The sequence below is a fragment of the Aerococcus viridans genome (genome assembly GCF_002871935.1).
Classification (GTDB): Bacteria; Bacillota; Bacilli; order Lactobacillales; family Aerococcaceae; genus Aerococcus; species Aerococcus viridans_B.
Genome location: NZ_PNHQ01000005.1, coordinates 1 through 15,196 on the forward strand (window position 1 = coordinate 1; position 15,196 = coordinate 15,196).

The following is a 15,196-nucleotide window of genomic DNA, read 5'->3' on the forward strand; positions in this document are numbered from 1 at the left end:
TCACTACTTTGAATTGTTGGTTTCAATTGCTACGCAATTGATTCCCTACACAATTTTGGTTCGTCTTCTTTGTTCAGTTTTCAAAGGTCTATCTCATTGCCTTATTAGCAACTTTTATATCTTATCATCTGCATTCAAGATTTGTCAAGCAAAAGTTTTTTTACTTTTTAATCACCTTGTTCCGTTTGCGACGACTTACTTATTTTACCTTATCGAAATCGTTCGTGTCAACATTTTTTTGAGCTTTTTGCTCATTTATATGACTTACAATTCATAAAGCTTTATAAGTTTATCATTTCAAACCGAAGTTTGTCAACAGTTTTTTGTATTTGTTTTTTTCTTCCTAAAACAAACAACTTCATAATAATAGCAGTCCTGAAAGAACTTGTCAATTATTTTTTCTGTTTTTTTCGATTGACATGACGTCGAATCGACAAGATTTATAATATCAACTAAGCTGAATTTCGTCAATAGTTTTTTTGTATTTTTTTATAATAAATAAAAAAAGATCGAGTATAATTACTCGACCTTTTTCTCTTAATATGAATGTAATTAATTTAAACGTTTATTTAGTTCATCTGCTAAGTCTTCAAAACCAGGTTTCCCTAATAAGGCAAACATATTTTTCTTATAAGCTTCCACTCCTGGTTGGTTGAATGGGTTCACGCCATTTAGATATCCAGAAATAGCTACAGCAATTTCAAAGAAATAGATCATATAACCTAATGAGTAAGCATCCATTTCTGGAATAGTTAACACAAAGTTAGGTACATCACCATCTGTGTGTGCCAATACTGTACCTTGGAAGGCTTTAGTATTTACGAAATCAACGTCTTTACCTTCTAAATAACCTAATCCATCTAGATCTTCATCAAAAGCTGGTATAGCAATTGATTTGCTTGGTTTATCCACTTTCACAACTGTTTCAAATAAGTTACGTTGTCCTTCTTGGATATATTGACCAAGGGAGTGTAAGTCAGTTGTAAAGTTGGCGCTTGATGGGTAAATACCCTTACCATCTTTACCTTCTGACTCGCCAAATAGTTGCTTCCACCATTCAGAGAAGTATTGTAATTTTGGCTCGTAATTGATTAACAATTCAGTTACTTTACCTTTTCGGTATAATATATTTCTTAATGCAGCATATTGGTATGCTTCATTTTTAGCTAAATCTGCATCGCTGTATTCTACCATTGCATCAGCAGCACCTTGCATTAAAGCATCAATATCTGCTCCTGAAACTGCAATTGGTAATAGCCCTACTGGTGTCAACACAGTAAAACGTCCACCAACTGCATCTGGAATAACGAATGTCTCATAGCCTTCAGCATCTGCTTCTGATTTCAATGCACCATTCGCTTTATCTGTAGTGGCATAAATACGTTCTTTAGCAGCTTCACCATATTTTTCTTCTAATAGTTTTTTGAAAATACGGAATGCTACAGCAGTTTCAGTTGTTGTTCCTGATTTAGAAATAACATTCACTGAGAAATCTCTATCCCCAATAGTTTCAATTAATTCTGCAATATAAGTAGAGCTTAAGCTATTACCTGCAAAGAAAACTTGTGGTGTTTTACGTTCTTCTTTGCTTTGTAGATTTGCAAACGAATGAGATAAGAAATCAATCGCAGCCTTAGCACCTAAATAAGATCCACCAATTCCTAATACAATTAATACATCAGAATCAGATTGAATTTTAGCAGCTGCTTTTTTAATACGTGCATATTCTTCTTTGTCATATGCTTTTGGTAAATCTACCCAACCAATAAAATCACTTCCTGCACCAGTTCCTTCACGTAGAATAGTATCAGCAGCAGTAACTAGTGGTTGCATTTGTGTTAATTCGTGTTCTGCAATAAATTGGTCAGTATTACTGTAATCAAATTTAATATGTCCCATTTCAATACTCCTCATTTATAAAATATTATTTTGTAGCCATTTTGTTTAATGCTTCCTCAATCCACCCTGGCATTTGTTCTTCAATAGAGACAAAACCAATTTTTGGTGCATGCCGTTTTTTAGGCCAAGCATTTTTAGCAGGTTTATTAGAGGTTGCAAGTTTTTTTAATGCTCGAATAGACAAACTCATTTTGCTTGTATACTCGTCGATATCGATAATTTTTACCTTCAGTTTTTCACCTATAGTAAATTTATCATCCACATTACTCACATAACCATGATTGATTTCGGATATGTGGATTAAACCTTGATGATTCTCATCTAGTTGAACAAATACACCATAGGGCTGTAAACCTGTCACTTCACCCTCAACTACATCACCAATGTGGTAGGGAAAATCTTTAGTTGTCATGAAGCGTTATCCTTTCTAGCGTGTTTCTTACTCGTTTTCAAAAGTAACACTAGTAATAACAACCTCTTCTAATGGTTTATCTGATGCGTTACGAGGTTGGTTTTCAATGTCGTATACTACATCCATACCAGAAACTACTTGTCCAAATACTGTATGTTTTTGGTCTAGCCATGGTGTTCCACCATTTTCACTATAGGCTTCAATAATCTCTTCTGGCCAGCCACCAGCTTTCAATTGCCCTAGCATTTGTGCGGGTACTTCTTTAGCAGTTACAACAAAGAATTGAGAACCATTCGTATTTGGTCCTGCATTTGCCATAGATAACGCACCATTAATATTGAATAATTCAAGACTAAATTCATCTTCAAATTTTTCTCCATAAATAGATGCGCCACCCATACCTGTACCAGAAGGATCGCCACCTTGAATCATAAAGTTAGGGATTACACGATGGAAAATAACACCATCATAATAACCTTGTTTTCCTAATGTCACAAAGTTTTCTACTGTTTTTGGTGCTAATTCTGGAAATAATGCAACTTGGAAAGCGCCTTTATTTGTTTCAATCGTCGCTTTTAATTGCGTATCTTTAATTTCTAATTGTGGATAAGTCATTTTCTGCCTCCTAATTATTTCTAATCTTATTGTAACAAATACTAGCTAAAAATTCTCCATTTAATGTCCGAATATTTTTAACTACTATGGTTCATAAAGTTTTTCTTATTTTTTCTTTTTACAGCGAAACATTTTTCGAATGATTCTTTTTCATGCTATTATTAAATTAAATAAATTCAAGGAGGAAAACATGAATACGACAACTAATTTTCCTTTAGTCGTTACCTTTGCAGCTATTATGATTGCGCAATTGGTTAAATATCCTATTGCTGTATTCTTCAAGAAACCTAACGCTAGCTTATCCATCATTCATGCTACCGGTGGAATGCCTAGTTCCCACTCTGCTGCTGTTACTTCGCTTATCACCGCTTTAATTCTTCAGTATGGTTTCTTCTCACCCATTGTAGCGATTGCCGTTTGTTTTGGTATGATAGTCATGTTTGATGCCATGGGGGTTCGTCGCCAAGATGGAGAACAAGGTGTGTTGATTTATAATCTGATGAAGATTTTGAAAGAAAAAGCAAAAGAGACAGACGATCAAGATTTGCTCAATAAACTAAACACTTTAGATGAGGACCGTATGGTGATTAATGACTATCTAGGCCATAAACCTTCAGAAGTAATTGGTGGTATGACTACTGGTGTACTTGTTACATTAGGTATTCGCTTTATATACAACTTATTAAATATGCCATTATAATTCAGAAACAATTAGAAAGAGATCAAAATGACAAATAATAGAACGGACCTACTCATCGTTGGGGCTGGTCCAGTAGGTATGTTTACTGCCTTTTATGCAGGTATGCGTAATCTAAGTGTACGCTTAGTCGATTCCTTACCTGAAATAGGTGGTCAACCAAAAGCTTTGTACCCTGAAAAAAATATATTTGATATACCCGCTTATCCAAAAATTACCAGCCATGAACTAAGCCAGGTGTTAACCATGCAATTAGACCGTTTTCGTGAAACAACCCAAATTCATTTAAATGAAAAAGTACTTACTATTCAAAAAATAGACCAAGATTTTATTATTGAAACGAGCAAACGTACCTATACGGCCGGTGCAATTATTATTGCTGCTGGTAATGGTTCTTTTAAACCTAGAAAAATAGCCATTACCGGCTTAGATGAATATGAAGATAACTATATTTCTTATCATGTTTCAAACTTTGATCAATATACAGGTAAAGAAGTAGCAGTATTAGGTGGTGGCGATTCTGCTTTCGATGCATCTTTAGCATTAGCTGATTATGCAAAAAAAGTATATTTAATTCACCGACGAGACCGATTTAGGGCACACGAATATTCTGTCTCCCTTGCCAAACAAAAAGATAATATCGATTTTATTACGCCTTATGTACCAGAAGCACTAATTGGGCAAAACAAGAAATTAACCGGCATTCAAATCGCTAAAGCTCGAAGTCAGGAAACGAAGCTACTAAATGTAGAACATATTTTTATGACCTATGGATTTGTATCTTCTATAGACGAAATTCGTAACTGGGGCTTAGAAATTGAGAATGAATCCATTCAAGTAGACCATAATTTACAAACCAACATTCCAGGTATTTATGCTGTAGGTGATATTGCGAATTATCCAAATAAAGCAAAATTAATTGCAACTGGATTTGGTGAAGCACCACACGCGGTTAATCAAGTAGCGCATTATTTATTTCCTGACCGTCGCGTTGCGCCATTGCATTCGACCTCCATGTTCACTGACTAATACCTAACAAAAACAAAAACTACCAAGGAGCCTAGTCACATACGCTCCTTGGTAGTTTTTTAGATACCTAAAATTTGGTGGTTAAAATCCTTTTTTACTTTACGATAGACTACTTCTATTTCTATCTGAAGTATGACGAATACGGATATGAAGCACAACAGGAAGAAAGATTCATGGAGTACTAAAATAATAGGGTCAGTTGCAGGATTGAATAACCAGGCATCATTGTTAAATGCAATCTCATGAAAAACAATAAAAATAGTATTAAAATTAAAGATTAATAAAATGATTACTAAAATAGGTAACCATCTTAACTGTTTAAAAGGCCAATATAAACGCCACAAATTACGGCTCACCTTCAATTTGTATAAAAGATAGCGACCAACTATAGCAGAAACTATCAGGATAGCATAATTTAAGTAAAATAAGTGCTTAACTTCCATAAAATGAAAAGCCGCTGAAGCTGAGGTCGGAAAATCTTTCATAACTAAATGATCTATCCATGGAACATTCAAATAAGCCAATAGCTGTAAATAATTCTCTACAACTGTCCAAAAGGATAAATGAACTAACTCAAAAGACTTTGAGTACCATAATGATCCCATAAATAGTGGTACGTTTGCTATTGTAACTGTAATGGCCAAACTCACAAAGAATATAACTAGTGTTAAAACAACCATAAATAAATGTATATCATGTAAAAATTTATGACCAGGTTGATAAGAGTGCTTCATAATTTTCCACCACCAATGTTGGCGTCACGTCAAATTCTGATAAATTGTCTTTAGTATGTACACCTGTTTCAATAAAAATAGCATCAATTCCTGCACTTTCAGCCGCGGAAATATCTGTCATGAGATTATCACCGAGAAATACTGCTTGATTTTTGCTATATCCAAGCTTAGCCAGTGCCCCTTCAATAATTAAAGCATTTGGCTTTCCACATACAGTTGGCGATATTCTTGTAGCTGCAGTAATAACCTGACCTAGGGCACCTGCCCCAGGTACGAATCCTCTATCTGAAGGAAACTGAAAATCCGGATTGGTTAGATAGAATACTGCACCTCTTTGAACAGCAATGGATGCTTCAACTAATTGCGGGTAGGTAACGTCTTGGTCAAGTCCAACTACTACAATATCACAAGGCCTTTGGTCTACATCATCTACTAGATTAAAGCCAGCTTGGATTACTTGATCTTTTAAATAGCTCATACCGATGACATAAGCATTACCTTTATCCTTTACCAATTTACCTGACTTTAAATCTTCTGCTAAAATAAAGCGTAAAGTATCCACTGATGTATAAAAGTGATGTCCTTTAACATTTAAGCCTGTAATTTTATTTAAATTATCTGCAGCTGCTTGATGGTCTCGCATTGCATTATTGGTTACAAACATAAAAGGTATATCTTCTTGAATCAAGCGTTCGATAAAATCTTTCGCACCCTCTATTGGTTGACCGCCGCGGTACATCGTACCATCTAAATCAATTAAAAAAACTTTATCCTTAAGATTCATCTATGATTTTTCCCCTTTTTCTTTGATACTAAAGGAATGCTGGCGTTTAGTTACTATTTTCTTTTTCACTGATTTTTGACTTTGTCCACTTTTAAGTGTTTGTTTATTCTGCGAAATAGAAAAAGTTGGCCCCTTATAAGCAGCATGTTTTTTATTGGATCCTTTTTGTTGCGTTTTATATTGGTTTGACCCAACTGATTTTTGTCGGTTGTCACCTTTTTTACCTTGATATGACTTTTTACTTGATGAACGGTTTTGCTGATTTTTACTTTGTCGATTACGCATAGATTCATGGTTCAGGCTTTTTTGTTGTGCCCAATATTCTTCATTACGTTTTTGTATCTCTTCTGGTGTTCGTTCATGTGCAATGACAAAATAAGCTGCACCAAAACTAGCATACTCTAATAGGTAATCTGGTAAATGCTTAATTTTTTGCTCCAAACTACCAATCTTAGCATCATTAGCAAAAAAACCTTTTAAACGTAGCTGTTCATAAGACCAATCACCCACTACAAAATCATAAACATCTAGGATGTCCATATACCTATCAGCTATGGCTTCTATATCTAACGCCTCACGATAATTATCGATGACAACAAAAGTTTGGCCATTAATACGTAACGTTTCTGGATTAATTCGTTCTATTTTTGCAATCGGATAATTTAAATTCGCTCGTTGTTCTTTTAATTCTTCTTGTCTTTTACGACTTAACATCCAATACCTCCTCACTAATCTCTATTTCAATTCATCACTATACTTACACATGTCTATCAATAATCTGCTTTTAAAGCAAGTATTAAATACTATCTCGACTACTTGCCTGGTGAATTTTATCTGCGAGTAATTCTCTAATAAAAGGTTGTGACCATAAATAATGGTGTTTATTCGTTAATTCTGTGAAAAATGGCAGATACAAAATATGGTCAATTGTAATGATTTTCAAAGATTCATTTAGGTCAAGATGTGTTAATTCTTCATTGTCTAATACCATTAACTGGCCAAAAATATCTCCTCGAAAACCTGATCCTTTAATTGGCATTGCTTGAAGGTCAGCGCGTAACGTTGCAATTTGTGGATAAATATCCTGTAAATATTCCCTTACACTACACTCAACTACCATTAAACGGATTGGGTGGGGTAAGGCCTTATGTAAATCATATTTGGAAACTGGACCTGCAGGTAATCCTTGTAGAAATAATCCAGAATTTACTATAGCAACATCAGCACCACTCGCCTCTTTCATAGCCATCAGAGTATAATATTGCAAAGGTGAATAATGGTATTCATCAGCTGCTAAAGCAATGGGTAAATAACCAATTATCTGATTCTTTAACCGTTTTTTTCCTTCTTCTAACCAGTTTGATATCTGCTGTTCGTCCACTTCATAATCAGAAATTCGATCCGAGGCGATTAATTCCTCGTCTAATTTAAAGTGAGCTGGATAGTCAATAATAATACCAGATTGATTAGCTGTTTCTCTTTTATCTGGCGTGTATAAATGGTCTTGCTTTTGTAATTTATTCACTTCAAGTGTTAAATGTCCCATGAATTGACCATACTTACCACCACCAGTCAATAGGGTATGTCCAACCCACTCTCCTTCTGGTAGAACGTGGTGAGTGTGCGCACCAAAAATCACTAAGATTTCAGGAAATTGTTCAGCAATCTGGCGATCTGTTGGTAGGCCGAGATGACTAAGCAATAATATGCCATCAAAACTTTCATTTGCTTTAATTTCTTTTAAAACACGGGCAATACTTAATAATGGATCAATTGGTGTCCACCCAACAACGCCATAAGAAATTTCAAATGGTGCAGTCATTCCTAATACAGCAAATCGACTCCCTTTATCCGTTTGGATCATGGTGTAATCTTTGGTATATTTAGGTGCTTTACTCGTAACTTTATCAACGATATTACCTAGAACCACCTGGAAATCTGCTTCTCTATAAAGATTATCTAAGATGTCATGTTGACTACCAATACCTTCATTATTGCCAATTGTTGCTACATCGACACCAAATTCATTCATTAACTTGACCATGTTTTGACCTTGACTAGCTTCAGTTAAAGGATGCTGACGGTCTACTGCATCACCTATATCAAAAAGAAAATAAGCCTCATCTTCATCGCGATGTTTATTTGCCTGTGTTTGATAATAACGTAAAAACTTTGGCCAATTCTCAAGATGAGAATGCCAATCATTTGTATGATAAAAATGAATTACTTCCTTCATAGCAACACCTCATTCATTCTGTATTATCATATCATATTCATATACTTTTCAACATGTGAAAAATCTGGTAATTATTTTACGCATATTCTTTTAAATAAAAAAAGAAGCTAGTCTTTTTTTGACCAACTTCTATAAGAATATCTAGGAGGATTAACCTTCTAAAATATTTTGAGCTTTAAAGCCTATTTTTTTTGTTAAGTTAATATAATTTTCCAAGTCGTCTTCGCTAAATTCTTGGAACATATCAGCAATTAATTGACTGTGTCCGGGGAAAACTTCTGCCATTTTTTCACGGCCAAGTTTTGTAATTTCAGCATAGATTACACGACGATCTTCAGGATTATGTGTACGTTCAACGAATCCTTTATCCTCTAGGCGATCTATCACATAGGTTAAACTAGATGAGGGGATTAAGATGCGTTTTCCAATTTGTTGAATAGGTTGTTGTCCACGGTTGTATAGTAATTCTAAAACGGTAAACTCGTTTTCACTTAACCCTTTTTTACGCATATCTTTTTTTAACACTTCAAGGATATATTGGCTTCCTTTTAGGTGAACACGTAAGGCGTGTAAACTTTCAGCTGTTTTAGACGCGTCATGTTCTCTAGGCATGTTTTCACCTTCTCTTTCACTTCTTTGACCATAAATATACCCAACTTGAAAATATTAATCAAGTATAGGAATGAAAATTCATGAGGGTTTCTACCTTCAAAAATGTGATCTCTATTTGATTTTTCGACATTCGCAAAATGTTATCTTTGGGTCACTTTCACATTTTGGATTGCGCGCAGTACAGTATTCTCGTCCAAAATAAATAAACTGATGGTGAGCATCCCGCCACCTTTCTTTGGGTATTTTTGCCATTAAAGTTTCTTCTGTTTCTCTCACACTAGCTTTTGGGTCAACAATTCCCATTCTTTTTGTCACTCGTTCAACATGAGTGTCTACTGCGATTGTTGGAATACCAAAAGCCTCACTTAATACTACATTGGCCGTCTTACGACCAACGCCAGGTAACTTAATCAACTCTTCTCTAGTTTTGGGAACTTGCCCACCAAATTCATCACGTATCATGATCGCTGTCTTTTTCATATTCTTAGCTTTATTACGATATAAACCGATTGTTTTGATGTAATCTTCTAAGTCTTCTAGGTCAGCCTCAGCCATATCGTCTGGACTGGGATATTTAGCAAATAAGGCAGGAGTCACTTTATTTACTGCAACATCAGTTGTTTGCGCCGACATAAGAACGGCAATTACTAACTGAAATGGTGTTTGATAATCCAACATTGTTTTTGGATTTGGATACATTTTATCCAATTCATCTAGAATTGCTATCGTTTCTGCTTTTGTTTTTAAAGGTAATTTCGTCAAAGTAAAGCCTCCTTACTTATTTAACCATTTAGTAACTGGGACTGGTGGCAGATTCTGCTCTTGTGCATTTTGTTTATTAAAATTAGTAGAATCTTTGCCTTGGACTTGTTTCCTTTTAGACCAGTTCAACAAAATACGGTCCATGTAATTTAAAGAATAAACATTATTTAATACCATTTCTTTTAGCGCTTCTTTGACCACCTCTGGATCATAACCATCTTTTTGGAACCAATCGCCAATTTTTTGATACTCAATAGGGGATAATTGTCGACCAAATTCAACTTGTATCATGTCAAAAACTTCACCCTCTTTAGTAGCTTTTGCTTGTTTAAAGCGATGGCTTTCGTCTTCTTCATCTAATTGTGTTAATTTCTGATACAAAGGGTCTAACGAATAATACTCAACTAATTTCCCTTCATCATTTTTATAAAAAGGGATACTTAGAAATCCCCGTTCAATTAATGATTGAATCATATTATACAGTTGTTGATCTTCCAAATTCATTCGTTGACCTATTAATGAGATTGCTGGAAAATCCTCTCCCGCTTGTTGAAAAGTCAAAAAATGAATCAGTAGCATCATCTCTTCATTGCTAATATTTAAGCGGTGATACGATTCTAAAACACGATTGCGTAGTACAGTATAATATTCTCTTTGCATACGTCACCCTTCTTTGATATTCATTTTCAGTCATACATGTCATTGTTTAAACTTTACAATTGAATAATAGCTAGTATATTCAAATACTGTCAACTTTATTATAATCCAAAAAAGTTAGGCTGCTTTATATACCTAACTTTTTAGAGTTATTTAATAAAATAATGACTATTCAAGTTATCGAGCAATTTTACTTTCCACAAATTCACGAATGCGTTTCATTGCTTCAGCAAAACTTTCCTCATTAGTTGCGTATGAAAAACGAATATGATTTTCTTTACCAAAAGCTACACCTGGCACACCCACTACATAGGCTTCCTCAATAAAAGCATTGGCTAGCTCTGTCACGGAATCATAACCACATAATTTAGCAGTCTCTGAAGCATCTGGGAATAGGTAAAAGGCACCTTGAGGTTTATGATCTAATTTAAAACCAGGAACAGTTAGTAGTTCTTGGTAAGCTGCATTTAGACGTTTCTCAAATTGTTTACGCATTGCTTCTACGGCTTCTTCTCTCGGGTCAGTTAAGGCTGCTAAGGCTGCATATTGACTGATACCTGTGGGATTAGAATTAATTTGACTAGCTAGTTTTGAAAAGGATTCAATATATTTGTGATCAGCTAAAGCATAACCTAAACGCCAACCAGTCATGGCATAAGCTTTAGAGAAACCATTGATAATGATTGCATTCTTTTTGATTTCAGGTGATAACGCAGCGATTGAATGTGCGTTATGCCCGTTATAAACCAAGCGGTAGTAAATTTCATCTGCAACAATTAAAATATTATGTGCTAAACAATACTCGGCAACTGCAAGTAGGTCCTCATCACTCAAAATGGCACCTGACGGATTAGACGGTGTATTTAAAACAAGCAACTTAGTCTTGTCTGTCACGTGTTGATCTAAAAGTTCCGGTGTAATGCTAAAGTTATCACTTGGTGAGGTTTCAAAGATAACTGGTACGCCGTCAGCCATTTTTACCTGATCAACATAGCTAACCCAGTATGGTGCAGGAATTAAAACTTCATCACCTTCATTTAACAAAGAAAGAAAAGTGTAATACAAAATCATTTTTGCGCCATCAGCAATAAATACTTGGTCTAAAGTATATTGAATATTGTCATATTCAGCATGATAGTCAATAATGGCTTGCTTTAAGGCATTAAGACCTGATGCTGCGGTGTAGTGATGGCCCCTACCAGCAAACATATCTTCTTTTACCTGATTTAAAATATAATTAGGTGTATTAAAATCTGGTTCACCTACTGCTAATGAGATAACGTCAACACCTTGTTCCTTCAATGCACGCGCCTTTGCGGCCGCTGCTGAGGTTTGGGACCCCTGCATTTTTTTTATTCTATTTGCTAATTCCATATACCCTCAATCCTCCTATAAATCGTTTATAGTTTCATACCATTCACCCGTCGTTGCGTTGATATAATGATAACCAAGACGACCGTCTGCGTCTGTGAATGAAACCTCCCAAACGAATGTATCGTTTTCGATACCTAGATTGGCGGTTCTTACATTAATATCTGGCATTTCGTATCGTGTGAGTGAAAAAGCATTGTCCTCATTCACCATTTCATCTACAAATCCCATTTTCTGATAGTCAGACTCTGGTTGATAAGCAAAATAAACTTGGCGTCCTTCACTATTTTCACCCATAACGGCATAATACGTTTCATCTTTATTAAATACATAAAAATCAGTTATATGAGTGAGACCATTATCCTTTGCTACTTGAGTGGTTTTGGCTTCTGCACTCGCCACCATTTGTTGAGAACTGGCATATACATATGTTGAACCCACTAAATAAATCACCATGACAGCAATTAAAATAGAAAATAATTTTCGTTTCATGATTTCTTACCCCTTTTATAGGTCTATCCTAACATAATTTTAATCTTTCCGCTTTAATTCATTTAAGTTGATTTTCTGCATGGTTAATGCTTCCGGCATCACATCAGCTATCTGGTCAGCATAAGCCGCTGTTTCCAATCGTTTATCCAGTGAGATAAAGATTGCTTGTCGACTCCCCGATGAGGCCATTCGCCCAAAAATCTGTGTTAGATTCATCAACATGTCCGGTAAAGCTACATCATTGAAATAATTATCTCCAAGTGATTTTAAATAATCTTGTTTAGCTAACGCATCCGGGGTATCTGGCGCTGAAAACGGCAATCTAGTTAGCACAAAAGCATCAGTTTCAGCATTTAAGTGAATACCTTCTTGAAAGCTTGCCACTGCAAATAAAATTGCACGAGTACTTTCTTCATACTGGCGTGCTAGACGATCTAGATTCCGTTGATTATTCTGCACGATTAAATGGCCAAAAACAGCTCGAGTCAGTCGTTGTTTCATTTCATGATGAGTTATGCGCATCAATGAACGTGATTGAAAAAACACCTGTATTTTCCGCATGGATTTTTTATTTGTCCATAGTGCCTCCAGCACATCCGAAATTACAACAGCGGCCTCTTCTTCATTATACTTATCAATCGACAAATAGTCTTTTAAATAATAACCATGAACTTGTTGTGTCCGACCATCTACTAGTTGTAGAGTATAAGAATCTTCTATAAATGAATACCATGCAAAGTCTTCGATGCCAAATAACGATTGGACCATATTCTTAGATCGTACAATTTCTAGTGATGCTGAAACCAATAGCAATTGACCTGGGATAGCATGGAACATAGCTGATAAATGCGATTGGCTGGTATATAGTTTACGATCAATTGTCACTTGGACATTATTTTTTCCAAAGCTTACGTGTAGATCTGCATAGTAATCTTTACTGGCTTTACTTGTCTTTATCCAGTTTTGAATATGGTCATCATATTGATTTAACTGGCTAATTAGTTGTTGGTAAGCCCGTTTGGTCAAAATATCCATTTGATAAAGCTGTCTAGCAATAACTTTTAGTGGTGCGCACATCTTCGCCATAGCTGTAACAGCTTTTTTTACACTTTCTCGCCAATTTGCCACCATATAAAAATCGTGGCTTATATAATAAGATTCTTGACCTGTCTGCCTATGATAATAACTTTTGGTTTGGTATTGATCTGATATTTGATCAATAAACCGATCCCAATTAGCCCAAGCTGCTTGTAAATTCTGCTCAACATGATAAAGCTTATCTACCGATTGCATTTTCGCATTATTTGTGACTAGCTTATCCATCAATCGATGAACTATTCGCTCAATAGCAGTAAGCGTTTCTTCAACTTCTTTTGATTGAATAGTTTTAATTTGTTGTTGATGCACGGTCACTGGTAATTGATGACATTCATCAATGATGACTTTCGCTTCCGCTGTCAAAATAGCTTGTTCAATTAAATCTTGATAGTGATAAGCAAAATAAGCGTGATTTAAAATCACGATATCCGCATACCTAGCTTCAGCTACGTGACGCTCATAGAAGGCATAATCACCCCACCGCTGAATTTCATCGTTACGGCTACCTTTAGATAAACGATTCACATTATGCCAATACACTTCATTGTTCAACCCTGGATTAAGCTCGTGCAGATCTCCTGTGGTTGTTTCGTGTAACCAAACAAACAATGCTACTGAAATTAATACATCACGCTTTAGCGCAGCTTCAGGATGTTGTTTTAATTGTCGGATGTATTTCTGTAATTTAGTCAACTGTATAAAATGGTTTTGTCCTTTCAAGATGACTGTTTTCAATGGTCTGCCGAATAGATTAGCTGCTAATCGGATTGTTTTATCTAAGAATTGATGCTGCAAAATAACAGTTGATGTTGAAATAACAACCTTGGAGTGGTTATTGTACTGTCTAGTCTTTTCATCGCCATTATCTTCACTAGATAGCGCTGATACTACATAAGCTAGTGACTTCCCTACTCCTGCATTAGCAGTAAGGAATGCGTATTTCACTTTGTCGTCTTGCATTTCTCCTACATCTTTTTGATTAAAAAATGGTGCGATCTTTTGGACCATCGTTTTCTGAAGTGATGCTAGTTTGACGCCATGATTTGCCTGTATGATCTTTTGGTTGCCAACTTCCATATAACTCGCTTCATCTTCCCCAAATCCGGATGGAAAAATCTGGAAACTAGCTAATTTTGGATTTAAGGTAAATGGCGCAATATATTCATAAGGTCTGGGTGCCTGTTGATGTTTTATAAACCATTGTGCTATATAGTCTCCGGTTTGACCTATAAAATAATGTAAAAAAGGTTGAACTTGCTCAAATAATTCCACTGGCATAGTAGCCACTTTCTCTTGACACATGACTAGAATATGTGCTGTTGCAATAGCATCATCAATTGCTGTATGCGCATTTTCTAAATGAATACCGTGGGAAATACAAAATTCCCCTAATTTATAGGAATCTGCAGTTGGATAAAGCACCCGTATCATTTCAACCGTATCTACTCGGTCATGTGACATAGCAGGATAACCATGGTCTTGGAAAGTCTTGTCTAAAAATTTATAATCGAAGCCTATATTATGTGCCACAATAACCGTATTAGTTAGCTTTTGCCATAATATTTCAGCAATTTCTTGAAATTTAGGGGCAACTTTAACTTGTTCATTGGTAATACCTGTTAATTTGGTAATTTCACGTGGAATTTCTTGGTTAGGAAAGATATCCGTAGCAAATTGATCCACAATTTGCCCATTCTGAACAAAGGCCACCCCTATTTGAATAATGCGGTCACCGTTATCATATGTAGATCCTGTTGTTTCTAAGTCCAGAACTGCATAAGTGGTTGTCACTTCTAAC

15 protein-coding genes are annotated in these 15,196 nt (G+C 35.5%); 2 read left to right on the top strand and 13 right to left on the bottom strand.

Translation table 11 applies throughout. The features are described 5' to 3' along the window. Window positions 1–552 precede the first annotated feature (552 nt). The 3 genes from CJ191_RS02800 to CJ191_RS02810 are packed head-to-tail and all read right to left on the bottom strand — an operon-like array spanning window position 553 to window position 2,926. Window positions 553–1,899 carry a glucose-6-phosphate isomerase gene (locus tag CJ191_RS02800; RefSeq protein ID WP_102198949.1) on the bottom strand — a complete coding sequence of 449 codons (1,347 nt, stop codon included), beginning with the start codon at window positions 1,897–1,899 and terminating at the stop codon, window positions 553–555. 25 nt (window positions 1,900–1,924) lie between these two features. After that, window positions 1,925–2,311 (bottom strand): CvfD/Ygs/GSP13 family RNA-binding post-transcriptional regulator, encoded by a 387-nt coding sequence (locus tag CJ191_RS02805; RefSeq protein ID WP_070468987.1) that lies wholly within the window; start codon window positions 2,309–2,311, stop codon window positions 1,925–1,927. A gap of 27 nt (window positions 2,312–2,338) precedes the next feature. Beyond that, window positions 2,339–2,926, bottom strand: a complete 588-nt coding sequence (locus CJ191_RS02810; RefSeq protein ID WP_070468989.1) for a peptidylprolyl isomerase — start codon at window positions 2,924–2,926, stop codon at window positions 2,339–2,341. A gap of 190 nt (window positions 2,927–3,116) precedes the next feature. Between CJ191_RS02810 and CJ191_RS02815 the strand changes: the two genes are divergently transcribed. Then, window positions 3,117–3,626, top strand: a complete 510-nt coding sequence (locus CJ191_RS02815; RefSeq protein ID WP_102198950.1) for a divergent PAP2 family protein — start codon at window positions 3,117–3,119, stop codon at window positions 3,624–3,626. Between the two features lie 27 nt (window positions 3,627–3,653). Then, entirely contained in the window at window positions 3,654–4,652 is a 999-nt protein-coding gene (locus CJ191_RS02820) for an NAD(P)/FAD-dependent oxidoreductase (RefSeq protein WP_102198951.1), read from the top strand. A 59-nt stretch (window positions 4,653–4,711) separates the two neighbouring features. Here the strand turns inward: CJ191_RS02820 and CJ191_RS02825 are convergent, their stop codons facing one another. From CJ191_RS02825 to CJ191_RS02870, 10 genes are all read right to left on the bottom strand, one after another. Continuing rightward, window positions 4,712–5,386 (bottom strand): TIGR01906 family membrane protein, encoded by a 675-nt coding sequence (locus CJ191_RS02825; protein WP_070468997.1) that lies wholly within the window; start codon window positions 5,384–5,386, stop codon window positions 4,712–4,714. Further along, window positions 5,358–6,170, bottom strand: a complete 813-nt coding sequence (locus CJ191_RS02830) for an HAD-IIA family hydrolase (RefSeq protein WP_102198952.1) — start codon at window positions 6,168–6,170, stop codon at window positions 5,358–5,360. Before CJ191_RS02830 ends, CJ191_RS02825 begins: the two co-directional genes overlap by 29 nt. Then, window positions 6,171–6,884, bottom strand: a complete 714-nt coding sequence (locus CJ191_RS02835; RefSeq protein ID WP_070469002.1) for a YutD family protein — start codon at window positions 6,882–6,884, stop codon at window positions 6,171–6,173. A gap of 82 nt (window positions 6,885–6,966) precedes the next feature. Further along, window positions 6,967–8,406, bottom strand: coding sequence for a bifunctional metallophosphatase/5'-nucleotidase (locus CJ191_RS02840; RefSeq protein WP_102198953.1), 1,440 nt, complete (start codon window positions 8,404–8,406; stop codon window positions 6,967–6,969). Between the two features lie 150 nt (window positions 8,407–8,556). After that, on the bottom strand, window positions 8,557–9,018 hold the full coding sequence (locus CJ191_RS02845; RefSeq protein ID WP_070469006.1) for a MarR family winged helix-turn-helix transcriptional regulator: 462 nt from the start codon (window positions 9,016–9,018) through the stop codon (window positions 8,557–8,559). Window positions 9,019–9,129: 111 nt separating this feature from the next. Then, complete coding sequence (gene nth / locus CJ191_RS02850; protein WP_102198954.1) at window positions 9,130–9,780, bottom strand: endonuclease III; 651 nt, start codon at window positions 9,778–9,780, stop codon at window positions 9,130–9,132. Between the two features lie 12 nt (window positions 9,781–9,792). Continuing rightward, window positions 9,793–10,440 carry a DnaD domain-containing protein gene (locus tag CJ191_RS02855; RefSeq protein WP_102198955.1) on the bottom strand — a complete coding sequence of 216 codons (648 nt, stop codon included), beginning with the start codon at window positions 10,438–10,440 and terminating at the stop codon, window positions 9,793–9,795. A gap of 174 nt (window positions 10,441–10,614) precedes the next feature. Further along, the gene (locus tag CJ191_RS02860; protein WP_102198956.1) at window positions 10,615–11,811 is read right to left on the bottom strand and encodes a pyridoxal phosphate-dependent aminotransferase; all 1,197 of its coding nucleotides are present in this window, start codon (window positions 11,809–11,811) and stop codon (window positions 10,615–10,617) included. Between the two features lie 15 nt (window positions 11,812–11,826). Next, a complete protein-coding gene (locus CJ191_RS02865) occupies window positions 11,827–12,300 on the bottom strand; it encodes a cell wall elongation regulator TseB-like domain-containing protein (protein WP_070469011.1) in 474 nt (157 codons plus the stop codon). 39 nt (window positions 12,301–12,339) lie between these two features. Then, a complete protein-coding gene (locus CJ191_RS02870) occupies window positions 12,340–15,189 on the bottom strand; it encodes an exonuclease domain-containing protein (RefSeq protein WP_102198957.1) in 2,850 nt (949 codons plus the stop codon). Window positions 15,190–15,196 lie beyond the last annotated feature (7 nt).